This is a genomic window from Haliea sp., from assembly GCF_040221975.1.
In the GTDB taxonomy this organism is placed as follows: Bacteria; Pseudomonadota; Gammaproteobacteria; order Pseudomonadales; family Halieaceae; genus Haliea.
Map to the genome: position 1 here is coordinate 81,863 of NZ_JAVJWR010000013.1, position 22,219 is coordinate 104,081.

Annotated in this window: 18 protein-coding genes; 8 read left to right on the forward strand and 10 right to left on the reverse strand. The window is 64.1% G+C overall.

All coding sequences use genetic code 11. The annotated features are described in order from the left end of the window. Positions 1–3: 3 nt before the first annotated feature. The 4 genes from RLO07_RS04190 to RLO07_RS04205 all read right to left on the reverse strand — a co-directional run bounded on the left by RLO07_RS04190 (position 4) and on the right by RLO07_RS04205 (position 3,012). Positions 4–303 (reverse strand): type II toxin-antitoxin system RelE/ParE family toxin, encoded by a 300-nt coding sequence (locus RLO07_RS04190; protein WP_462290877.1) that lies wholly within the window; start codon positions 301–303, stop codon positions 4–6. Between the two features lie 198 nt (positions 304–501). Continuing rightward, positions 502–1,575, reverse strand: a complete 1,074-nt coding sequence (locus RLO07_RS04195; protein WP_462290878.1) for an alkene reductase — start codon at positions 1,573–1,575, stop codon at positions 502–504. Between the two features lie 32 nt (positions 1,576–1,607). Then, positions 1,608–2,234 carry a nuclear transport factor 2 family protein gene (locus RLO07_RS04200; protein ID WP_462290879.1) on the reverse strand — a complete coding sequence of 209 codons (627 nt, stop codon included), beginning with the start codon at positions 2,232–2,234 and terminating at the stop codon, positions 1,608–1,610. 4 nt (positions 2,235–2,238) lie between these two features. Beyond that, positions 2,239–3,012, reverse strand: a complete 774-nt coding sequence (locus RLO07_RS04205) for an SDR family NAD(P)-dependent oxidoreductase (protein ID WP_462290880.1) — start codon at positions 3,010–3,012, stop codon at positions 2,239–2,241. Positions 3,013–3,257: 245 nt separating this feature from the next. Here RLO07_RS04205 and RLO07_RS04210 point away from each other — a divergent pair, with 245 nt between their 5' ends. Further along, positions 3,258–4,271 carry a Rieske 2Fe-2S domain-containing protein gene (locus RLO07_RS04210; RefSeq protein WP_462290881.1) on the forward strand — a complete coding sequence of 338 codons (1,014 nt, stop codon included), beginning with the start codon at positions 3,258–3,260 and terminating at the stop codon, positions 4,269–4,271. Between the two features lie 6 nt (positions 4,272–4,277). Here the strand turns inward: RLO07_RS04210 and RLO07_RS04215 are convergent, their stop codons facing one another. Further along, positions 4,278–6,002, reverse strand: a complete 1,725-nt coding sequence (locus RLO07_RS04215; protein WP_462290882.1) for an SLC13 family permease — start codon at positions 6,000–6,002, stop codon at positions 4,278–4,280. Positions 6,003–6,153: 151 nt separating this feature from the next. Between RLO07_RS04215 and RLO07_RS04220 the strand changes: the two genes are divergently transcribed. Then, positions 6,154–6,789 carry a peroxiredoxin family protein gene (locus RLO07_RS04220; RefSeq protein ID WP_462290883.1) on the forward strand — a complete coding sequence of 212 codons (636 nt, stop codon included), beginning with the start codon at positions 6,154–6,156 and terminating at the stop codon, positions 6,787–6,789. Between the two features lie 12 nt (positions 6,790–6,801). Here RLO07_RS04220 and RLO07_RS04225 read toward each other — a convergent pair whose 3' ends face one another. The 3 genes from RLO07_RS04225 to RLO07_RS04235 form a co-directional block, all read right to left on the reverse strand. Beyond that, a complete protein-coding gene (locus RLO07_RS04225; RefSeq protein WP_462290884.1) occupies positions 6,802–8,760 on the reverse strand; it encodes a DUF3604 domain-containing protein in 1,959 nt (652 codons plus the stop codon). Positions 8,761–8,917: 157 nt separating this feature from the next. Beyond that, on the reverse strand, positions 8,918–9,124 hold the full coding sequence (locus RLO07_RS04230) for a cold-shock protein (protein ID WP_304704655.1): 207 nt from the start codon (positions 9,122–9,124) through the stop codon (positions 8,918–8,920). Positions 9,125–9,303: 179 nt separating this feature from the next. After that, a complete protein-coding gene (locus RLO07_RS04235; RefSeq protein WP_462290885.1) occupies positions 9,304–10,350 on the reverse strand; it encodes an AraC family transcriptional regulator in 1,047 nt (348 codons plus the stop codon). 133 nt (positions 10,351–10,483) lie between these two features. Here RLO07_RS04235 and RLO07_RS04240 point away from each other — a divergent pair, with 133 nt between their 5' ends. The 5 genes from RLO07_RS04240 to RLO07_RS04260 all read left to right on the forward strand — a co-directional run bounded on the left by RLO07_RS04240 (position 10,484) and on the right by RLO07_RS04260 (position 17,216). After that, positions 10,484–11,971 (forward strand): flavin-containing monooxygenase, encoded by a 1,488-nt coding sequence (locus tag RLO07_RS04240; protein WP_462290886.1) that lies wholly within the window; start codon positions 10,484–10,486, stop codon positions 11,969–11,971. 8 nt (positions 11,972–11,979) lie between these two features. Beyond that, positions 11,980–13,446, forward strand: coding sequence for an acyl-CoA carboxylase subunit beta (locus RLO07_RS04245; RefSeq protein WP_462290887.1), 1,467 nt, complete (start codon positions 11,980–11,982; stop codon positions 13,444–13,446). A 45-nt stretch (positions 13,447–13,491) separates the two neighbouring features. After that, a complete protein-coding gene (recQ, locus tag RLO07_RS04250; protein ID WP_462290888.1) occupies positions 13,492–15,297 on the forward strand; it encodes a DNA helicase RecQ in 1,806 nt (601 codons plus the stop codon). Positions 15,298–15,400: 103 nt separating this feature from the next. After that, positions 15,401–16,588 (forward strand): hydroxymethylglutaryl-CoA reductase, encoded by a 1,188-nt coding sequence (locus RLO07_RS04255; protein ID WP_462290889.1) that lies wholly within the window; start codon positions 15,401–15,403, stop codon positions 16,586–16,588. A gap of 205 nt (positions 16,589–16,793) precedes the next feature. Continuing rightward, on the forward strand, positions 16,794–17,216 hold the full coding sequence (locus tag RLO07_RS04260) for a nuclear transport factor 2 family protein (protein ID WP_462290890.1): 423 nt from the start codon (positions 16,794–16,796) through the stop codon (positions 17,214–17,216). A 204-nt stretch (positions 17,217–17,420) separates the two neighbouring features. On the opposite strand, the gene RLO07_RS04265 is transcribed toward RLO07_RS04260, so the two are convergent. Beyond that, the gene (locus RLO07_RS04265; RefSeq protein ID WP_462290891.1) at positions 17,421–18,551 is read right to left on the reverse strand and encodes a hypothetical protein; all 1,131 of its coding nucleotides are present in this window, start codon (positions 18,549–18,551) and stop codon (positions 17,421–17,423) included. 192 nt (positions 18,552–18,743) lie between these two features. On the opposite strand from RLO07_RS04265, the gene RLO07_RS04270 reads away from it, so the two are divergent. Next, positions 18,744–20,279: an AbgT family transporter gene (locus RLO07_RS04270; RefSeq protein WP_462290892.1), complete on the forward strand. Its 1,536-nt coding sequence runs from the start codon at positions 18,744–18,746 to the stop codon at positions 20,277–20,279. Here RLO07_RS04270 and RLO07_RS04275 read toward each other — a convergent pair. Next, on the reverse strand, positions 20,273–22,078 hold the full coding sequence (locus tag RLO07_RS04275) for an ABCB family ABC transporter ATP-binding protein/permease (protein WP_462290893.1): 1,806 nt from the start codon (positions 22,076–22,078) through the stop codon (positions 20,273–20,275). The genes RLO07_RS04270 and RLO07_RS04275 overlap by 7 nt on opposite strands. Between the last annotated feature and the right edge of the window lie 141 nt (positions 22,079–22,219).

Genomic DNA, 22,219 nt, shown 5'->3' on the forward strand with positions numbered 1-22,219 from the left:
GATTCAAACCTCCAATTCACTCAATATTCGCTGCGCAGTGGCAATGTCGCGTGACTGACCGGATTTCTTACCACCGCAAAGCAAAATGATAATTTCGCCATCACGGATCGAAAAGTAAAGCCGGTAGCCAGGACCTGCGAAGACCCTCATTTCACTCACGCCCTGTCCCACTGGTTTGATATCCCCAAGATTGCCAGCAGCGGCACGATCCAGCCGCTGAGCTATCGCCCTCGCTGCTTGGCGGTCTCGGATTCGGGCCAACCAGCGATTGAAGTGTTCCGTGGTGAGGATGTGATATCGCATGCACGAAATGTAGCTTGTAAGCTACAAAAAAACAAGACAGTTCATTGCGCACGGACAAGGTGAATGGCCGCGCAGCGGACAGAGAGGGTGGCCTGGGCCACAAGGTGAATGGCCGCGCAGCGGACAGAGAGGGTGGCCTGGGCCACAAGGTGAATGGCCGCGCAGCGGACAGAGGAGCTGGCCGGGGCCAGTACGCTCCTACGCGCCAGGCTCGGCGGCAGCAGCCGGATAGCTGGTGTAGCCCTCCGGGCCGGGCATGTACAGTGTCCCGGGATCGAACCTCGCCAGCGGCAGGCGCTGCTGCCAGCGCTCCACCAGGTCCGGGTTGGCGATAAACGGTCGCCCGAAGGACACCGCCGCCACCGCTCCTGAGGCCACTGCCTGCTCGGCTTCCACGAGCTTGTAGCTCTCGTTGGCAATCAGGCGGTCGGCAAAATAGCGCCGCGCCAGCGCCAGGTTGTCGACCCGGCCCGCGGGCATGCGGATCACGTGCAGCCAGGCCAGATCGAGCCTCGCCGCTGCCGCCAGCAGGTAGTCAAAGGTTTCTTCCGGGTTGTCATCGGACAGGTCATTGAAGCCATTGTCCGGGCAAATCCGCATGCCCACCCGACCGGCGCCGGCCTCGGCAGTCATGGCCTCCAGCACTTCCAGCACAAAGCGCGCGCGATTGGCGACCGAACCGCCGTAGGCATCCGTGCGCCGGTTGCTGCCGGTGGACAGGAACTGGGCCGGCAGGTAGCCGCTGGTGCAATGCAGCTCGACACCGTCGAAGCCGGCGGCAAGGGCGCTCGCCGTGGCCTGGCGGTACTCCTCGACAACACCAGCAATCTCCTCCAGCGCCAGCGCCCGGGGCGGGTCCATGGGCTGCATGCCCGCCTCATCCGTGTACATTTCGGCCTTGGCGGTGATCGCGGACGGCGCCACGGTCTCGGCGCCGGCGGGTTTGTTGTAGTGGCTGGCGACCCGGCCCACGTGCATGATCTGCGCGACAATACAGCCGCCGGCGGCGTGTACCGCGGCGGTGACCTCGCCCCAGGCCGCCACCTGTTCCGCGGTGTAGATACCCGGCGTGCGACAGTAGCCGAGGCCGTTGGCACTGGGCGCCACCCCTTCGCTGATGATCATGCCGGCACTGGCGCGCTGGCGGTAGTACTCGGTCATCAACGCTGTCGGCACGGCATCGGTGCCGGCGCGGCTGCGGGTCATGGGGGCCATCACAATGCGGTTGCGCAAATGCAGGTGGCCGAGTTCCAGTGGTGTCAGGAGATCCATAGCAGTGGTAATCCTCGATCGGGTAACAGGTGTCAGCGCACGCGGATGCGCGGCTCGGGGGCGCCGCGGCGCATGGTGGCGAGAAACTCTTCCAGCGGCGCCGGCGCGGCCACCTCGGGTTCATCCGCGGTCGGCGGATGGGCCCAGAAATCCGCCCAGGAGGGCCACAGATCGTGGTAGGCGCCATCGTAGGCCTCCCGGTCGGGCCAGCGCATCTTGTGCTCGCCGATGGGCGGACTGTTGAGGTCAGTGGCGTACCAGTAGCAGGGCAGCCGACGGCGGAAGTACCAGCGCCCGTCAATCCGCTCGTAGTTGTCCCAGTACAGCATCTGCATGATCACCCACTGGTCGCCGGTTTCGTGCTCGTTCTTGGAGTAAACCACGCCATGGGCGTGGTCCGGATCATCGAACTCAATGATGTGATTGCCGATATGGTGGGAAGTGCCGGTGAACTGCAGGCGCAGGGTATCGTCCAGCCAGCGCTTCAAGTGGCTGCGGCCGACTTTCTCACGGCTGACGCGGATGTCCTCCGCGAACAGATTGACGTGGGCGTCCAGGTCGCGCATGTCCAGGGACAGGGAGTACTTGGCGACCAGCTGCCGTATTTCGTCCAGCGACTCCAGGCGGTCCAGGCGCCGCAGCAGGCTCTCGTCCGTCATCACCCTACTCCCAGCTCGCCGTGCCGGCGTTCAGCTCCGCTACCCGGCCACCGTCGACCACCAGTTCCGCACCGGTGATGTAGGAGGCCTCCTCGCTGGCGAGGAACAGGATGGCATTGGCGCACTCCCGCGGATCGCCAATGCGGCCGATGGGGATGGACTTTGCCGTGGCCTCGCGCGAGGCGTCGTCCGGCAGCACTGCCGCCGTGGGCGGCGTCATGAAGGCGCCGGGAATGACGGTGTTGACCCGGATCCCCTTTTTGCCCCACTCCATTGCCGCGTTGCGCGACAGGCCCAGCATCGCCGACTTGGCGGCGCTGTAGCCCGCCGTTGCCGGAGAGCCGCGCAGGCCACAGACCGAAGACACATTCACTACCGCGCCGCGGTTCGCCTTGAGCTGGGGATAGGCTTCGCGCATCAGGAACATGGCGCCGTCCAGGGAGACAATGAAGTTCTGCCGCCACGCTTTGGTATCGTGATTGGCCAGCATGCCCGGCACCATCAGCACGGCATTGTTGACCACGATATCGAGGCGCCCATAGGTTGCTACCGTCTTTTCCACCAGCGCGCGCACTGCGTCTTCGTCGGCGATATCGGTGGGGCAGACCAGGGCCCGTCCGCCCGCCGCCGTAATCGTGGCAGCGACCGCGGCGAGCTTGTCCTCGCTGCGCGCAGCCAGCACGACTGCGGCGCCCTCTTCGGCAAAGCGCAGGGCGGTGGCGGCACCGATACCCTGTCCCGCTCCGGTAATAATCGCAACCTTGTCCTGCAATCTCATGTGCCTGCCCTCGATAGACGGTATGAAGAAAGAGCGGCAGCTTAGGCAGCAGCGGCCCGCAGGGTCAACTGCGGCTCGTCCGTGGCAGTGGCCGCTGGCGACCCTGCAGAGCCGAATAGCCGCCCGGGTATAATTATTTACTCCGGTAACGTTTCGTCAGGAATTTGCAAGTCATACCAATCATTCAGGGCCTGCCGTAGAGTACCCACGAATACCGCAACGATAGTTACAGGGAGTGTCCCACCATGAGTCAACGTATTCCGATGCCAATTCCCCTCGGCTGGTTCCAGGTCGCCTACTCGCACGACCTCGCGGTGGCTGCGTCCATGCCCCTGCGTTACTTCGCCACCGACCTGGTACTGTTCCGCACCGAGAGCGGCGAGGCGAAGGTCCTCGACGCCTACTGCCCACACATGGGCGCCCACCTCGGCTACGGCATCCGCGGCCAGGCCGGCGGCGGTTCCGAGGTGCGCGGCGACTCCATTGTCTGCCCGTTCCACGGTTGGGCCTACAACGGCGACGGTCAGTGCACGGATGTGCCCTACGCCAACAACCTGCCGCCGAAGATCGCTCGCGGCGAGCAGGTAATTCGGCCCTGGCACGTGCGCGAACTCAACCAGGTAATCTATGTGTGGTACCACCCGGAAGGCGCGGAACCGCACTTTGAGCCGGAGGCAATTCCCGAAGCGGCCGCCGACAACGATGAGTGGGGCAGCTTCAAGATCCACACCTGGGACATCGGCACCCACATGCAGGAAATCGGCGAGAACGCGGTGGACCCTGCCCACTTCCTGTATGTGCACGGCACCCAGAATATTCCCACACCGGACATCATGGAATTCGACGGGGTCTACCGATCGGGCAGGCTGGTCAGCAAAATGGCCACGCCCCGCGGTGAAGTCACCGGCATCATCGCCAACAAGAGTACCGGGCCGGGGCAGGCAACCGTGCGTTTCAGCGGCATCTGCGACACGGTCCTGATGGCCAACCTGACCCCCGTGGACAGCGAAAACTCCAGGGCCTTCTACGCCTTTATCCAGAAGAAGGTCGACGGCAAGGAACAAGTGGGCGGCGTCGCCGATGCCATCGTCAAGGATATCTACCGGCAGATGGAAGAGGACCGCATCATCTGGGCCCACAAGCAGTATTTCGAGAAACCGCTGCTGTGCGACAACGATGGCCCCTTCGCCAAGTTCCGCAAATGGTACTCACAGTTCTATACCCACGACAACTGGCGCCCCGCCGCAACTGAGCGTTGACCAGCGCTAGAAGGGAAACACCCGCGGCAGCAGCCACAGCACCACCGCCGAATAGCCGATGGACACCGGCAGGCCGCTGCGGAAATAGTCCCGCATGCTGTAGCCACCGAGGTTCTGCACCATGAGGTTGGTGGTGTAGCCATACGGGGTCAGGAAACTCGCGCTGGCCCCGTAGGCGACCGCCATCACGAAGGGCATCGGGCTCACCCCCAGGCTCTCGGCCAGCCCAAACGCAATCGGGAAACTGAGGGCGGCGGCGGCATTGTTGGTCATCAGCTCGGTAAGCAGCAACGTAGCCAGGTAGATTCCGGCCATGGCCACCCAGGGGCCGACGGCAACGAGATTGTCCTCCAGTGTCAGGGCCAGGGTGGCCACCAGACCGGTATTGGTCAGGGCCTGGGACAGGGTCAGGGCGGAGGCAATGACCAGCCAGATCTCGAACGGAAAACGCCGGCGCAACTCGGAGCCGCGCACCAGGCGCAGCCCCAGCATGCACACCAACAGCAGAGCCAGCCCCTTGATCAGGGGCACAACTTCCAGCGCCGCCAGCAGCACGACACCCGCAAGCAGCAGGCTCACACACCAGTTCTGCAGGGCTGTGGTATTGGAACCGGCAACCGCGTCATCCACCACCACAAAGTTCTTGTCGAGGTTCTTGCGCTCGTTGAAATCCGGGCCGGTTGCCAGCATCAGGTTGTCGCCGGCCTGTATGGTGATATTGCCGAGCTTGCCCGACAGGCGCTTGCCTCCCCGGCGCATACCGACCACTGCGGCGTCAAAGAGGGAGCGGAAGCCGGACTCCTTGATGGTCTTGCCCTCGATCGACGCGTTGGGCATGACAATGACTTCCATCATGTTTTCCCGCAGCAATCCCTCCTCGACCGCAAACAGGTGCAGGCCATCGAAAGCGTCCAGCGCGGCGACCTGGGTGATGTCGCCGGAGAAGATCAATTTGTCTCCGGCTTCGATAAATTCGGTGGGGGCCACCGGCGAAATCAGGTGTTCATCTCGAACGATTTCAACCAGGAACAGGGCATCGAGGTCGCGCAGGCGATTGTCGGCAATACTCCTGCCAATCAGGCTGGACCCGGGGCCCACCTCCACCTCGACCACGTATTCTGCCACCTGCATCTTCTCGGCACTGGCGCGGGGCAGCAAGCGCGCGGACAGCAACAGCACCAGCAGCCCCACGACAACCGCCGCCGCGCCAATGAGGAAAAAGTCGAAAAAGGCCAGCCCCTTGCCGGTCGCGTCTTCAAGAAAGCTGCTGACGATCAGGTTGGTCGAGGTCCCGATCAGCGTCATGGTGCCGCCGAGTATCGCCGCATAGGACAGGGGTATCAGCAGGCGTGAGGCCGGATGATGGCGATTGGCGCGCACGGTCGTGGCCAGGGTAGCCACCACTGCCGTATTGTTGACGAAGGCGGAGAACACCGCGGTGACCCCACCCAGTCGCAGCAGGCTGAGGGTATAGCTGGGAGAAATCAGCCGCCCCGAGAGACTGTTGAGCCAGGACAGCTTCTCCAGCCCTATGGATACCAGCAGCAACAGGATCAGTGTAATCAGGCCGGAATTGGATGCCTTTTCCAGCACCTGTGACGTTTCCACCAGGCCCAGGAAATAGGCCGCCAGCATAGTCCCGAGAAAAATTTTCGATGCCGCCCAGTCGCTGAAAATAAGGCAACCCAGCAGCCACAGGAACAGGCCGGAAATCAGAAGCTGGTCGATCATGCAAGGGGTTCCAGGGGGCAGCCGCTGCCAAACACACGAGCTTACTTGGAACACGCGGCAGCCGACAAGTCATCCCTGGACGTCATGCATGCCAGCACGGCGAGACCATTGACGCTACACTCTCGCCAACAGCGACCACAGGAGCGCACACGTGCAACGCTTTCTCATCATCGTCACCGCCGTCGTGATGGTTGCCGCCGGCGCCCTCTACAGCGTGCGTGGGCCCCTGCGGGATGCCGTGGTGGAACAGCTCACCGCAGACATGTTTGTCTCGGCCAGGCAGCCACAGCAATCGCTGGGGCCGGCAGTCGGTTCGCATTTCCCTGGCCTGAGGGCCCTGCACGAAGATCGGGAAATCAGGTTGCTCGACAGCTTCGCGGGCCCTCGCGGCACGGTGCTGGTAGCGAGCCGATCCCTGGTCTGGTGCCCCTACTGCATGGCGGAACTGCGCCAGCTGCAGGCGTACAAGGCAGACTTCGACGCTGCCGGTATCGGCCTGGTGGCGATCACCTACGACAGTCCGGCAGAGCAGGCGGCGTTTGCCCGCCAGCACGGGATCAGCATACCCCTGCTGGCGGATGTGGAAGCGCTCAGCTTCAAGACCCTCGGGATTCTGCACGAGGACTACGGTCCGGGCGACGAGCACTACGGCATCCCCCACCCCGGGATGATCGTGGTGGCGCCGGACGGCACCGTGGCCGGCAAGCTATTCCTTGAGGGCTACCGCACCCGGGTCGCCGCGACCGAGGCGCTCGCCTATGCACAAGAGGTGCTAGGGAACCTCTGAATCAGAGGTTCCCTAGGGCTGATACCAGACCGGTGAGGTCCAGGCGCGCTCCTGCACCAGCGGCCGGTGCCCGGCCGCGCAGCAGCCTTCGAAGCCCTTGCCGATGGTCTCCGGCCGCTCGCAGTCGACACCTCCAGCCAGGCACTGGCGCTGACTCCAGCGGCAGCTGGGATTCTCCACTACCCGGGTGTAATAAAATGCGCGCTGGGTTGGATCAAAATCCGGGTCTTCCCAGACTTTGCAGAGCCGGCTGTGGCCGGCGCCGGCGGTGGCGCAGGTGCCCAGGTCGACGCTGCCACGAGTGACCGTATCGCCGACGACATCCACCACTTTTTCGCGGTTGTTGCCGTCACTGTCCAGCCAGCCCTTGATCACCTGGATTTTCTGCAGCGGCATGCCGGGACTGTCGCGGGTGCCCGCATCCTGCTGCGCTGCCACCAGCAGGCGCAGGGCGCTGCCGGCCGGCGCCGGCCCCAGTTCCGAACCCATAGGCACCGCAGTGGCGTAGGCGCGCTCGATCTGATCTGGCGCTGTACACAGCCCGGGGTCGAGATTCCAGCCGGCAAACAGACGGGTGACAATTCGTGGGCCACTGGTGCCATAGGCCTCCCGCCGCTGCATGGCGGCGAACAGGGCATCGCGGGAATTTTCCTCGGCCCAGACCACGGCGAGGCCACCGGGGTTGTACTCGAGCTTGTCGGGCAGTCCGGGCGGCACGGCCTTCAGTGCCGGCACCCCGGCACCGCCGTGACCCGGGAAACGATCTTCCTCCACCGCACCCGGGGCCCCCAGATGGGTGTCCGTGCTGGCGATAACGCCAAAGCGGAACGGGTTGGTACCCAGCGCGGCCTCCAGCGCCAGGCCCTGCTGCCAGGTTTCCCGCAGGAAACCGGTCCTCGCAGTGGGAGGGTTACTGAAACCGGCAATGTTGTCCCGCGGCAACTGCTCGAACGCACACAGCTCATCGCGGCTGATGTCGGGGGCAAAGAAGCACTCCGATGCGCCCTTGTGCTGCATGATTTCCGCCAGCGGCTCCATGCGCTGGCGCCGCCGGGCGTAGGCCGCATCCACTGGCCTGCCATCGGCCAGTTGCTCGCTGAACATGTGGCCTGCGCTGAGGTTCGAGTTGTGGGGAATCACCAGGACGTCACAGTCACCGTCGGCATCGATACATTCTGACTCCAGGGCATCCCACAACAGGGTCTCCCCGGGTGCGTCGATATAGCTCGCCGGCAGCACCGGCACGACACCATTACGAAACACCACATTGCGATGCAGGTTGCCACCGGACTGCGCCTGTACGCCGGTCCACTCATAGCCGACAAAGGTGGTAAAGCTGCAGTCGCTGGAGCGGTCGTAGTGACTTTCGGCAGCGTCCTGCATCTCCTGCCAGGGCGCCAGGGCCGCGGTCAAGCAGCGCTCACCATCGTCGCCGCACATGCCCAGGTGGGAGGCGCGCATGGCCGCCATGTAATTGAACAGGTAGTAGGCGCCGCGGGGCCAGGCCCGATAGAAGCGGCACTGCCAGCTGCGATAGCCGGAGACTTGCGGATCGGTACACATGTGCACCTCGCCGATCAGCTCGGCGTGGTCGGACACCATGGCGAAATCCAGCGGCCGGCGCAGCTGCAGGCTGCGCGCGGGCTGGCCGGACTCGTCCCAGGGCTGGATGCCAATACGCTCGCCCCGGGCAAAACGGTAGGCATCTGCCGGCGAGGTGCGGGTGCCCTGGGTGCTGGCATCCAGGGAATAACGGGTATGGACGTGCAGGTCGCCAAAGAATGGCCGCCGCGATGGTTGATGATCATTGCAGGGGGAACGCTGCTCGCTGTAGCTTTCCTCGGCCACGGCCTGCGGCAACAAGGGCGGTAGCAGCGCCACCAGCATCAGCAAACCAAAGCAGCAAATGTGGCTCAGTGCCAGGCGACGCCAGGCTGGGTGATGAGGTTGGTTCGAGGTAAGTGTAGCCATGCTGCCCCCGGCGCGAATCAAGCCTCACCATAATGAGGTGACTCTCCGCGCGCAAACTGGCGGGGAAAGCATGTTGAACCATGCCACCGGAACTGCGGACACAAAAAAAGCCCCGCGGTGTCTCCACCGGGGGGCCTTGTCAGAAAACTGCGGCGTCTTAGACGACGACGATGTTTTCTGCCTGCGGGCCTTTCTGGCCCTGTGTGACGTTGAACTCAACTTTCTGGCCTTCGATCAGAGTCTTGAAGCCTGAACCGGAGATCGCGCTGAAGTGCGCAAACACGTCCGGGCCTGATTCCTGCTCAATGAAGCCAAAGCCTTTTGTTTCGTTAAACCATTTTACGGTGCCGGTGCTGGTAGCCATGTTACGTTCCTGTATTTCAGGTATAGATAGAACCTTCCGGGGAAGGCGGTCGGGCTTGAGGTATGCAATTACTTATGAAATCAGGGACGAGGTACTAACTGCGTGACTTCGAAATGGTATACATAAATAGGTGTAAAACGTTCAAGCAGGGTCAGAGTATACAGCCGTTCGACAATCCGTCAATGTTTATTTTCGCCGGCCCCGAGTACCCGCTCCCGCCACCTGCCCGGCGCCATGCCGAACCACTGCACGAAAGCGCGACGAAACGTGCCGCTGTCGGCAAAACCAAGGCTGGCAGCAATATCGCCAATACGACGCCCGGGCTCTGACAGTGCTTCACAGGCTGCATTGCGCAGCGCGGCTTCCCGCAGCACGCGGTAACTGCAGCCCCCCTGCCGCAGGCGCCGCCGGAATGTGGAGAGCGGCAGCCCCAGGTCCCGCGCCAGCTGTGCCTGACCCGGTAGCGGCGTGCCGTGGCGCAGCGCGGCGGCCAGAAGTGCGCCGACCTGGTCCGGCAGGCTGTGGGCACGGGCACCGAAGACGGCACAGGGAAAACTGTGAAAGAACGCACTGAACTCACCGGGGCTGCGCACCACCGGCAGGGCCAGCGCCGCGGCATCGAAATCCAGCGCATAATCGTCTCCGCCGGCGAGCACCGGGGCGCGGAACAGGCGCAGGAACGGCAACACATCCTGGCGCCGGATGGGACCGATACGCACCTGTTGCAGTGGCAGTTCCCGCCCGAGGAGCCACTGGAACAGTTGCAGGAAGGCAAACAGTCCGGTGATATCCACCAGGCTGCCGGCGGTACTCGGCTGGCCGCGCAGGGAATCCAGCCGAAAACTGGCCCGCGCGCCCGTGATCTCCAGGCGGACCAGCCCCGCACGCGGATGCAACATGCGGGCAAAACGCTCGCAGATCAGAATGACCTCGCGCAGATCAGCGGCCGAGAGCGCGCAGCGGCACATCAGCTCCACCTCCTGCCGCGCCATCGGCGCATGGTTGTCCCCCCCGGCGAGATGCGCTTCGAGACGCTGCACCACCTCGAGATACCAGCGGGTGAATCCCGCCAGGGTAAGCGGCGGCTGGCGCAGGCCGTCGGCCTGGCCGCAGGATTCCAGTTCCGTCAGCAACAGGGCGACCAGCGGGGCATAGGTCGCGCTGGTGGCTGCGGGCGCATCCTGCTCACTCAGTCCGGGAGCGCGCTGTCGGGTTGGCTGGTTCAAGGGGCTGTACACCTGGGCTCCGGGTCGGGCAATTCTAACAATATTGCCCTGTTATTGAACATAATTGCTATGCTTGAAACCCGTGAGGTCCCGTAAGCTGTCGCCCTGTTCACCGCAACCAGGAGCCAGATCAATGTCTGCCAGCCAACCCCGTATCATCGTTCTCGGCGCCGGCATGGCCGGTATTCTTGCCGGCATCCGCCTGCAGGAAGAGGGCCATACCGACATCACCCTCTACGAAAAGGCAGACCGGGTCGGCGGGACCTGGCGCGACAATACCTATCCAGGCCTGACCTGCGACGTGCCCTCCCACTTTTATACCTACAGTTTCGAACGCAATCCGGACTGGAGCCGGCACCTGCCGCCGGGCCCGGAAATCCAGGCCTATTTCGAGCGCACTGCCGGCAAGTACGGTGTCGACAAGCTGACCCGCTTCGGTGAGGAAGCCACCCGGGCGGACTATCGCGAGGGCCGCTGGGAGGTGGAATTCAGCAGCGGCCACCGCGACAGCGCCGACATCCTCATCGCCGCCACCGGTGTCCTCCACCACCCCCGCTATCCGAACATCGCCGGGGCGGAAAGCTTCCGCGGCGAGCTGTTCCACAGCGCCCGCTGGGACCACAGCGTGGCTCTGGAGGGCAAGCGCATCGGCATCATCGGCAACGGCTCCACCGGGGTCCAGATCATCTCGGCGCTCGCCGGCAAGGCGGCGCTGCTGGAGCACTACCAGCGTACGCCGCAGTGGATCATGCCGGTGGAAAACGGGGTCTTCAGCGTGGAGGAGCGGGCTGCCTTCCAGGACCCGGAGGCACTGGCCGAAGCGATGAACGTGGAGGAGTACATGGCCGCCGTCGAGGCCTATACCCAGGCCATTACCGACATGGAATCAGAGACCGCCAAAGCCATGGCCCAAGCCTGTCTCGACAACCTGGAACAGTCCGTAACCGACCCGGATCTGCGGGAGCAACTGCGGCCCGACCACGCGCCCCTGTGCAAGCGCCTGATTTTCTCACCCGATTACTACCAGGCAATCCAGCACCCGCAGTGCCGGCTGGTGCGCAATGGCATCCAGCGGATCGAGCCGCGGGGCATCCGCACCGAAGACGGGGAACTGCACGAACTGGATGTGATCGTCTATGCCACCGGCTTCCACGCCGACCATTTCATGCGCCCGATGAGCATCAATGGTCGCAACGGGACGACCCTGGAAGACTTCTGGGCCGATCGCCCCAAGGCCTACCTGGCGGCGACCATGCCTGACTTTCCGAACCTGTTCATGCTCAACGGCCCCAACGGGCCGGTCGGCAACTTCTCGCTGATTGACATCGCCGAGCACCAGTGGGGCTATATCGCCCAGCTGATGGCGCGGCTGCGAGCAGGGGACTGCACGGAAATCGCCCCCAGCTTCGAGGCCATGGAGACCTTCGAAACCGAGCGCATCGCGGCGGCCAAGAACACGGTCTGGTACCGCGGAGGCTGTGTCAGCTGGTATCTGGATGCCGAGGGCATTCCCTCAAGCTGGCCGTGGAATTTCGCCCGCTTCACCGCCTGCATGGCGGAACCGGAGTGGGCCGCGTTTGGCCTGGAGGCACCACTGACGCAGGCCTCCTCGGCAGCATAGGCGCAGCCATGAGCGGATACCGCAGCCACTGGGATGCCTTGCTGGCCGAGTTGCGCAAGCGCCAGGACAGTGCCACCGCCATGGGCGGAGAGGAACGCATCACTCGCCAGCATCAGCGCGGACGACTCACCGCACGGGAACGTGTTGCCGCCCTGGCCGACCCCGGCAGCTTCCGCGAGTACGGCGCTCTGGCGGGCGGCCAGCACCCGGCCGGACGGCCGGCCGTGCCCGCTGACGGCCTGGTCGCCGGGACCCTGCGTATTGACGGCAGGACCGGCGTCATTCTGGCGGAGGATTTTACAGTCCAGGGCGGTTCCATTGGCCATCCCAACGCAGCCAAGCGGGCGCGCCTTGTGCGACTGGCACTGGAACAAGGCTATCCATTGCTGGTGTTGCTGGACGGCGCCGGCGAACGGGCCAGCAATCAGGACGAGCGCTATCCCCATGCCACCGGCGACCTGCAGCTGCTCGCCGACCTGCAGGGTCGGGCACCCATTGTCGCCATTGTACTGGGCACTTCCGCCGGCCACGGTGCGCTTGCGGCCATGTTCGCCGACCTGGTGATCATGGCCGAGGGCAGCTCCCTGTTCAGCGCCGGCCCGCCGCTGGTCAAGGCCGCCATGGGTATCGACACCAGCGCCGAAGCGCTGGGCTCTGCCCTGCTACACACCCGCGACAGCGGCGTCGCCCACCAGCGCTGCAGCAGCGAAGCCGAGTGTTTCAGCCTGGCGCGGCGCTTCCTGGGGCTGCTGGCGGAGCCCGGCAACACCGCGGGTACCGGCGCGGATCCAGCCGCAGCGGCGCCGCGCCCGGTGGACGCCCTGCTGGACATCATACCTCCGGCCGTAGCCCAACCCTACGACATGCGCCGGGTGCTGGCGGAACTGGTGGATAGCGGCAGCCTGCTGGAGCTGCAGCCAGAGTACGGCCGCACCCTTATTGCCGCCCTCGCCCGCATCGGCGGCCGCAGCTGTCTGCTGATCGCCAACCAGCCAGCCGTCGAGGCGGGAGCCATCACCCGCCAGGCTGCAGACAAGGCCTGCCATTTTATCGACCTGGCCCACCGTTTCAGCCTGCCGCTGGTCTCCCTGATAGACAACCCCGGGGTAATGCCGGGTCCCGTCGCAGAACGTTCCGGCGTACTGCGTGCCGCGGCCAACATGTTCCGGGCCCAGCGCCACTACCACGGACACAAGGTGGTTGTCACTCTGCGCAAGGCCTTCGGCTTCGGCAGCTCGGTCATGGGCATGAATCCCTGGGATCGGCAAGTGGTGAGCCTGGCCCTGCCCGGCGTCAGTCTGGGCGGGATCCCGGCCCTGGGTGCAGCAGCGGCCACTGGCGCCGATAGCGGCACCACCGAGGCACTTGCCGCCCACCAGAGTGGCGCCTGGGCCGGAGCCGATGCCATGGCCTTTGACCGGGTAATAGACCCCCGCGAGCTGCGCAACGAACTCATCGCGGCGCTATTGCACTGAGAAGACCAACGGATCGAGGGCTGGCCTGAGGTATACTCCCCGGCCATGACTTCTGCCCTCACTGTACTCCAGACCGTTTTCGGTTATCCCGCCTTTCGTCCCCTGCAGGAATCAGTCGTCCAGCGCCTGGTCGATGGCCAGGACGCCCTGGTGCTGATGCCGACAGGCGGCGGCAAATCCCTCTGCTACCAGGTGCCGGCACTGGTGCGCCCCGGCTGTGGCATCGTCATTTCGCCACTCATCGCCCTGATGCAGGACCAGGTGGATGCCCTGCGGGAGCTTGGCGTGCGCGCCGCCTATCTCAACTCCAGCCTCGACCCGGCCACCGCCCAGGGCGTGGAACAGGCCCTGGTGCAGGGGCAGCTGGATCTGCTCTATATCGCCCCCGAACGATTGGTGCAGGGCCGCATGCTGGCGCTGCTGGAACGTGCGGACATTGCCCTGTTCGCCATCGACGAAGCCCACTGCGTATCCCAGTGGGGCCACGATTTTCGCGCCGACTACCTGCAGCTGAGCCTCCTGCACGAACGCTTCCCCGCGGTGCCGCGCATAGCGCTCACCGCCACTGCGGATGCCCGCACCCGCCAGGAGATCATCACCCGGCTGGACCTGGAGGACGCGGAGAAATTCATTGCCGGCTTCGACCGGCCCAACATCCGCTATCGCATTGCGCTGAAGCAGAACCCGAAGCAGCAGCTGCTCGGCTTCCTGAAAGCGGAGCACCCGCGGGATGCCGGCATCGTCTACTGCCTGTCGCGCAAGAAAGTGGAGGAAACCGCGCTCTGGTTGCAGCAGGAAGGGTACAACGCCCTGCCCTACCACGCCGGCCTGCCGGCGGCCCTGCGCAGCAGCCACCAGTCCCGCTTTCTGCGCGAGGACGCGGTGATCATGGTCGCCACCATCGCCTTCGGCATGGGTATCGACAAGCCGGATGTGCGCTTCGTCGCCCACCTGGACCTGCCCAAGACCATTGAAGCCTATTACCAGGAAACCGGTCGCGCCGGTCGCGATGGCCTGCCCGCGGACGCCTGGCTGGTCTACGGACTGCAGGATGTCCTGAAGCTGCGCCAGATGATGGACAGCTCCGAGGGCAGCGCCGAGCACAAGCGTGCTGAGCAGCAGCGACTCAACGCCATGCTCGGCCTCTGCGAAATTACCAGCTGCAGACGCCAGGCCCTGCTGCACTACTTCGGCGATGACCTGCCCGCACCCTGCGGCAACTGTGACACCTGCCTGGAGCCGGTGCCCACCTGGGATGGCACCGAGGCAGCCCGCATGGCCCTGAGCGCAGTCTATCGCACCGGCCAGCGCTTCGGCGTCAACCACCTGATCGAAGTCCTGCGCGGGATCGAGAATGATCGCATTTTCCAGTACGACCACCACTGCCTGCCTACTTTCGGCGTCGGCAAGGCATTGGACAACCACCAGTGGCGTTCGGTATTCCGGCAACTGGTGGCAGGAGGCTACCTGACCGCGGACCTGGAACGTTTTGGCGCCCTGCGCCTGCAGGACAAGTGCCGCGCCCTGCTCAAGGGCGAGCAGACCCTGCAACTGCGCAAGGACATTGCCCGCAAGACAACCCGCCAGCAGACCCGCCAGCCCCTGCCTGACGAAGTCGACGTCACCCTCTGGGAGGCTCTGCGCGAGTGCCGACGGGCGCTGGCGGAAACCCAGGGCATACCGCCCTACATCATTTTCCACGACCGCACCCTGCAGGAGATGTGCGCCCTGCTGCCGCGCGACATCGATGCCTTTGGCCGCCTCAGCGGCGTGGGCGAACGCAAACGCGACAAGTATGGGCGTGATTTTCTGCGGGTCATTGAGCAGCACCTGGAGCAATCCACCGCCTGAGCCCGGCGCTGTCATCGCCCGACTGCCGCAACCGGGCTCTCGCGCCTCGCTTGCGCCAGAACAGCGTTTTTCCTACTCTGCATGATTTTCCGAGGGCCATGCCATGACCAATAACAGGATCCCACGCAGCAACGACAACGACTACAGCCGCGATATCATCGCCGAACGCCAGGCCTTCATCGAGGCGAAAACGCCGGCGAAGCTGCACCACACCCGCGAGTACTCCTTCGAACCCGAGGTGATGGCCGGCAACATCGAGAACATGTTCGGCGCCGTCCAGGTCCCTGTCGGCCTGGCCGGTCCGCTGCTGATCGACGGCGAGCACGCCAGGGGCGAGTTCTATGTGCCGATGGCTACTGTCGAGGGCACCATGCTGGCCAGCTACAACCGCGGCATGAAAGTGATCCGCGAAAGTGGTGGCGTGAAGACCACGGTCTGCGGCGAGGCCATGCAGCGCGCGCCTTGTTTCGTGTTCAGGGATGCCCGCGATGCCCGCGATTTCAACGAATGGCTGGTAGAGAACTTCGCCGCCATCAAGGAGGTGGCAGAGAGCACAACCTCAATAGGCAAGCTCAACGAAATTGAGCACTATATTGCCCACAACATGGTGTTTACCCGCTTCGACTACAGCACTGGCGACGCCGCTGGCCAGAACATGACCAGCAAGGCGACCTTCTTCGCCTGCGAGTGGATCCGCGAGCAGTTCCCGAAGATGCGCCACTACCTGCTGTCCGGTAACTTCGACACCGAGAAACGCACTTCCTCCGTGAACTCGCTGAAAGGCCGCGGGCGCCGGGTCACCGCGGAGATCACCGTCCCCCGCGACGTGCTGCAGGCCAACCTGCGGATTACCCCGGAAGCCATGCACTACGGCTGGGGCATCACCACCATCGCCTCTTTCCTCACCCACTCATCCAACAACGCCGCCCACCCCGCCAACGGTCTCGCCGCCCTGTACCTGGCCACCGGCCAGGATATCGCCAATATCGGCGAGTCCAACCAGTGCACCGTCTACACCCGGGTGACCCGCGAAGGCGATTATTTCTTTTCCATCACCCTGCCCGCCCTGATACTCGCCACCTACGGCGGCGGCACCAACCTGCCGACACAGCGCGAATGCCTGGAGATCATGGACTGCCACGGCAAGGGCAAGGCCCTGAAGCTGGCGGAAATTGCCGCCGGGCTGGTGGTCGCAGGCGAATTGTCGCTGGGCGCCGCCACCCGCGTCGACAAGGAAACCCGCCAGAACGAGTGGGTCAACGCCCACGAAAGATTGGGTCGCAACCGCTGACACCCGCCCGAGCCCGGTCCGCGAGCAGCGCTGTGCTGTGGCCCGGCCCGGGGCCACTTGTCGAATAATTGAACCAGCGCCCGCCCGCTGCAAGGTGCCGGCGGCGCTGGCTTGAAATGCTGTACCGGCAATGTGGCGCCGCCTGCTGCGGCGTCTAAGATGAAGCCATGGTGCCGGACGGTGCTCTTTCTCGCGAGTGACAGCAATGACGACAGAGACAGATAACAAAGCCCGGGTGCGCCAGTTCCTGGCCGACCTGAGCACGGGCAATGTGGACGGAGCCGTTGCTGCCTATGCGAAAAATGGCTGCGTTGAAACCATGGGCTCAACGCTGATCTCCGGCGTCAGCGAATACCCCGAACTGCGCGGCGCCATCGCCAGTATCATGGAAGTCTTCCCCACTGGCATCACCTTCACCGTGCGCGGCATGGTCGCCGAGGGAGAAAAGGTCGCGGTTGAAGCCTCCAGCGAAGGCGAGCATGTCTCCGGCCAGACCTACAGCAACGACTACCACTTCCTGTTCGAATTCGACAAGGGCAAGCTGGTCAAGCTGACCGAGTACATGGATACCGAGCAGGTGACCGACGTGCTCTGCGGGGGACAGCGGCCGCCCTATCCGCTGGACTGAGACTTCGCCGCTTAGCCTCTGGGAGCAGGGCCTTCGACAGCAGGAAGGGGGCTGACGGACACGCCGTGAACCCAAATATGGGTTCACGGCGTGTCCGAGATGGGGGGCGGGGCTGCCGATGCCGGGGACGTGGCAGAAGGTCTGCCTGGCCGGACGCACCTGGGCGGCCGCCGCACCTGGTCGGACGCACCTAGCCGGCCGCACCTAGCCGGCCGCACCATCAAACCAGTCCTTGAAGCCGTAACTGCGCGAAGGCCCGATATGCATCTGCTCGAGTACCCCGTGGCCAACGCGGTCGCCGCAGGTCGCGCGCACCACCTGCTGGATGTGCAGGTTCTCCAGCGCCAGGGGATCGAGGTCGCTGTCGCGCCAGCTTTCCCCCGCAATCACCAGCTCCCCGTGCCACTTGCCGTGGCCCCATTGCGGGTGCTGGTAACCCAGGCCTTTCATGCGGTGAACCAGTATCGGTTCCAGGGTGACGGTCATGCTCTCCCCACCGCGGTCACACATGGTCACCGTGGCGCTGGCAGCGCGGCGCGTGCCGGGGAGCATCACGATATCGTGCTCGACCGCACCTTGCCAGACAGAGGCCGCGGGATCACTGGTGCCGGGAATGGCGTCGACGTTGTCATGGCGTGGCAGGAACCCCTGGTCGCAGTGCCACTGGTGGCCGCTGTCGTCCTCGAACCAGCCCGCCAGGCTGCACTGGTCCTGCCAGTGGATCGGCATCCAGCAGAAATGCACGGCCTGGAAACTGTTGATGGGGGCGCCCCCCGGCCAGGGCTCACCGACCGGGCGGATACCCCAGGAACGATCCTTGAGGCCAAACGTGGTGGCGCCGTCGACCCGCAGCTCACGGCCGTCGTAGCGGATCCAGCCATGCCACTTGCCGAACTGGTCGAGGCGGGTCGCATCCATTACCAGGTGGCGCTCATTGCGCAGGGTTTGCCGACCCTCCTCCATGCACGCCGTGTAGGGGGTGAACACCAGGTCGCATTCAATGCCCGTGTCATTGGGCGCAATGGTCAGTTGATGCCGCCCCATCGGTTCGAGGATGCGCAGGACGAAGGGACCAACCCTGGTATCGGTGGGTTCGGCTGGCGCCCGGCGCGAGCCGTGGAAGGCGTGTTGCTGCCCGTCCAGGGCCAGGCTCAGACTGCAGTCCATGATGCCCAGGTTCGGGTAGCGGCAGAGCCCGATCCCGAAGTAAAAGGCACCGTCGCGATCGTGCGCGTTGTACCAATAGCGGTCGTAGGTGCAGCGGTCACTGCTCGCAGTCAAGGCGATGGGTTCCGCGGTCTGGTGAATGGGATAGTCGTCAAACCTTGAGAGCATGATGGCGGCCTTTCTGTTATTGGAATCGACCCGAGCATGACCCAGCACAAGAGGCGGCACAAGCAGCGCACCCCGACGACCGCACCCCGTTCAGCAAATCAAACCACAGGCAGGGCAAAGCAATCGCCGCGGCAGGTTTGTTTCCCGCCCACGGTCGAATTACACTGCGCTTTTACGCGAGAAGCGAACGGCATGAATCAGGCACCCCTCCCCGCCACCCGCACCCAGAGAGTCCTGGCCAGCATCGAACGCGCTGGCAACAAACTGCCCGACCCGGCAGTCCTGTTCATCGCCCTGCTGTTCATCACCTGGGCACTGTCGCTGCTGTTCTCCCGGTTCGAGTACGACCTGGTCGACCCCCGCAATGGCGACGCCCTGGTGGTGGTGAACCAGCTCTCCGCGGACGCGATGACCCAGTTCCTGTCGGCGATGGTCACCACCTTCGCGCACTTTCACCCCATCGGTGTGGTGCTGGTGGCGATGCTGGGGATTGGTGTGGCCGAGCACACCGGCTTCATCAACTCCACCCTGCGCGCGATGCTGGGGGTCACCGCCCGCTGGCTGCTGACACCGATGGTGATCGTGGTCGGGATTGTCAGCCATACCGCGGCCGACGCCGGCTACGTCCTGGTTATTCCCCTCGGCGGTATCATCTTCCACGCTGCGGGGCGCCATCCTCTGGCCGGCATTGCCGCCGCCTTCGCCGGGGTCTCCGGCGGCTACTCGGCCAACTTCATCCCCTCCGCGGTGGACCCGATGCTGCAGGGGATATCCCAATCCGCGGCGCAGATCATCGACCCCTCGGTGGTGCTGAACCCTCTCAACAACTACTTTTTTACCGCCGCCTCATCGGTACTGATTATTCTGGTGGGCTGGCTGATTACGGATCGTTTCGTCGAGCCACGGCTGCGGCACAGTCCCCTCGATGAGGATGTAGCCGCAGAGACCGGCATGCAGACCCTGGGCGACAGGGAGCGGCGCGCCCTGCGGATCGCTCTCTGGGGCATGCTGGCGGTCATCACCCTGCTGGTATTGAGCGCACTGCCCGGTGACTCGGCCTGGCGCGGCCCGACGGGCTCCCTGACCGAAGCGGGAGCACCGTTGATGGCCTCGATCGTACCGCTGATCTTCCTGCTGTTCCTGCTACCGGGCATAGTCTACGGAATCGCCGCCGGCACCGTGACCAGCAGTCGCGATATCATTGAGGGGATGACCAAGACCATGCAGACCATGGCCTACTACCTGGTCATCATGTTTTTTATCTCCCAGTTTATCTACGCCTTCGGAGCCTCCAACCTGGGTATCCTGCTGGCGGTCAAGGGCGCCGCAGGTCTGCAGGCGCTGGGCCTGCCTGGCGCGCTTACCATTTCCGGTATCGTGCTGCTGACCGGGCTGCTGAATCTGTTCGTGGGCTCGGCTTCCGCCAAGTGGGCACTGCTGGCACCCATCCTGGTACCCATGCTGATGAAGCTGGGCGCCTCGCCGGACCTGACCCAGGCCGCCTACCGCATCGGCGATTCCACCACCAACATCATCACCCCGCTGATGCCCTACTTCCCGCTGGTGGTGGTGTACTGCCAGCGCTATATCCGCGCTGCCGGTATCGGCACGGTGACGGCGCTGATGCTACCCTACTCGGTGACGTTCATTATCCTCTGGACCCTGTTCCTGCTGGGTTACTGGGCACTGGGCCTGCCGCTGGGACTGCAATCCAGTTACACCTACTGAGCGGCCCCTGTCGGCAGTCCCTGCTCATCCTGCTGGGCCCGCCAGAGCGCTGCATAGTGCCCATCTCGGGACAGCAACTCCCGGTGTGCGCCCTGCTCGACAATTCTGCCCTGATGCAGCACCAGAATGCGGTCGGCATCGACCACGGTAGATAAACGGTGGGCAATGACCAGGCTGGTGTGGTGCTGGGCAATCTCCCGCAGCGCAGCCAGGATTGACTGTTCCGAGCGGCTGTCCAGACTGGAGGTGGCCTCGTCAAATACCAAGATCGGCGGCCGTTTCAGCACTGTGCGCGCAATCGATACCCGCTGTTTCTCCCCGCCCGACAGTTTCAGGCCGCGCTCTCCCACCCGGGTTTCACCGCCTTCGGGCAACTGGGCCAGGAAATCCTCCAGGTGCGCCATGCGTATTGCCTCGGCGACCTCCGCATCGGAGGCGCCGGGCTTGCCGTAGCGCACATTCTCCAGCAGTGTGTCATTGAACAGCACAGTGTCCTGAGGCACGATACCGATCGCACGGCGCAGCGACTGCTGGGTAACCGCGGCGATATCCTGACCGTCGATGGTAATGCGGCCGGCGCTACAGTCGTAAAAGCGGAACAACAGCTTGACCAGGGTCGACTTGCCGGCACCGCTGGCGCCGACGACGGCAACCTTCTGGCCAGGCAGCACCTCGAAACTGACACCCTGCAAGATCGGCCGCTCGGATTGATAACAGAAACTCACGTCATCGAAGCGGATCGCTGCATCCTTGACCGCCAGCGCTGGCGCATCGCTGTGGTCGACAACCCGGGGGCGCACATCCAGCAGGGCAAACAGTTTTTCGATATTGGCCATGGCACCCTTCATCTCCCGGTAGACAAAACCGAGAAAGCCCAGCGGCATGAACAGCTGGATCATGTACTGGCTGATGAGGATGAAATCGCCGAGAGTGAGAATACCCGCACGCACCTGGTATACCGCCAGACCAATCATGCTGGTCTGCGCCAGGGCGATAATCAGGGCCTGGCCGCCATTGAGACCGAACAGGGACAGACGGTTCTTGCGCCGCGCCGCTTCCCAACGCTCCAGGTCCTCATCGTAGCGGCTGGCCTCGAAACCCTCGTTGCCAAAGTACTTGACCGTTTCAAAGTTGAGCAGACTGTCCACGGCCCGGGTATTGCTGGCTGAATCTGCTTCATTCATCTCGCGGACAAAACGTGTCCGCCACTCTGTGGCGCCGAAGGAAAACCAGCCATAGGCGAGCACGGAGGCCAGGGTCAACAGCGCGTAGGGAGCGCCGTAGGCGACCAAAAACACCGAGACAACGGCAGCGATCTCGAACAGGGTGGGCACGATATTGAACACCATGAACCGCAGCAGGAAGCTGACTCCGCTGGTGCCGCGCTCGATATCCCGGGCCAGACCGCCGGTGCGCCGCTGCAGGTGGAAATCGAGATCCAGGGCGTGGACATGGCGGAATACCTTGAGACCCAGGTTGCGCATCGCGCGCTCGGTCACGCGACCAAACAGAGTGTCGCGCAGCTCGCCGAAAAGGACACTGGAAAACCGCGCCAGACCGTAGGCCAACACCAAACCCAGCGCGACCATACCCGTCAATTGCGCACCAGCCTGCAGGTTCATGCCATCCACCAGGTACTTCATGATGAAGGGGATGACCAGCATTGCACCCTTGGCCAGCAACAGGCAGACCAGCGCCAGGGCAATGCGCCGTCGATGGTCGCGCAGATAGGGCCACAGGCGCGGCAGGATCGACCAGTTCAGGGTCTGGCCGGGTTCAGCGGAATCAGTCGGTCGCATGAGTTCCCGGCCTGGTTGGCGGGTGGGACATGAAGGTCATTGCTACAGCTCGTTACCCGGGGCAGCGGAGGATAGCAAAGATTTGATGTCCGGGGTTCGGGCAGAGCCTTTGCTCAGGGCCGCACCAGCGGTGCAGAACCC

What these genes read in the sequence shown, in the direction of transcription:
- RLO07_RS04190 (WP_462290877.1), bottom strand. Translation starts at nt 303, where the DNA reads ATGCGATATCACATCCTCACCACGGAACACTTCAATCGCTGGTTGGCC.
- RLO07_RS04195 (WP_462290878.1), bottom strand. Translation starts at nt 1,575, where the DNA reads ATGGATCTCCTGACACCACTGGAACTCGGCCACCTGCATTTGCGCAAC.
- RLO07_RS04200 (WP_462290879.1), bottom strand. Translation starts at nt 2,234, where the DNA reads ATGACGGACGAGAGCCTGCTGCGGCGCCTGGACCGCCTGGAGTCGCTG.
- RLO07_RS04205 (WP_462290880.1), bottom strand. Translation starts at nt 3,012, where the DNA reads ATGAGATTGCAGGACAAGGTTGCGATTATTACCGGAGCGGGACAGGGT.
- RLO07_RS04210 (WP_462290881.1), top strand. Translation starts at nt 3,258, where the DNA reads ATGAGTCAACGTATTCCGATGCCAATTCCCCTCGGCTGGTTCCAGGTC.
- RLO07_RS04215 (WP_462290882.1), bottom strand. Translation starts at nt 6,002, where the DNA reads ATGATCGACCAGCTTCTGATTTCCGGCCTGTTCCTGTGGCTGCTGGGT.
- RLO07_RS04225 (WP_462290884.1), bottom strand. Translation starts at nt 8,760, where the DNA reads ATGGCTACACTTACCTCGAACCAACCTCATCACCCAGCCTGGCGTCGC.
- RLO07_RS04230 (WP_304704655.1), bottom strand. Translation starts at nt 9,124, where the DNA reads ATGGCTACCAGCACCGGCACCGTAAAATGGTTTAACGAAACAAAAGGC.
- RLO07_RS04240 (WP_462290886.1), top strand. Translation starts at nt 10,484, where the DNA reads ATGTCTGCCAGCCAACCCCGTATCATCGTTCTCGGCGCCGGCATGGCC.
- RLO07_RS04245 (WP_462290887.1), top strand. Translation starts at nt 11,980, where the DNA reads ATGAGCGGATACCGCAGCCACTGGGATGCCTTGCTGGCCGAGTTGCGC.
- recQ (WP_462290888.1), top strand. Translation starts at nt 13,492, where the DNA reads ATGACTTCTGCCCTCACTGTACTCCAGACCGTTTTCGGTTATCCCGCC.
- RLO07_RS04255 (WP_462290889.1), top strand. Translation starts at nt 15,401, where the DNA reads ATGACCAATAACAGGATCCCACGCAGCAACGACAACGACTACAGCCGC.
- RLO07_RS04260 (WP_462290890.1), top strand. Translation starts at nt 16,794, where the DNA reads ATGACGACAGAGACAGATAACAAAGCCCGGGTGCGCCAGTTCCTGGCC.
- RLO07_RS04265 (WP_462290891.1), bottom strand. Translation starts at nt 18,551, where the DNA reads ATGCTCTCAAGGTTTGACGACTATCCCATTCACCAGACCGCGGAACCC.
- RLO07_RS04270 (WP_462290892.1), top strand. Translation starts at nt 18,744, where the DNA reads ATGAATCAGGCACCCCTCCCCGCCACCCGCACCCAGAGAGTCCTGGCC.
- RLO07_RS04275 (WP_462290893.1), bottom strand. Translation starts at nt 22,078, where the DNA reads ATGCGACCGACTGATTCCGCTGAACCCGGCCAGACCCTGAACTGGTCG.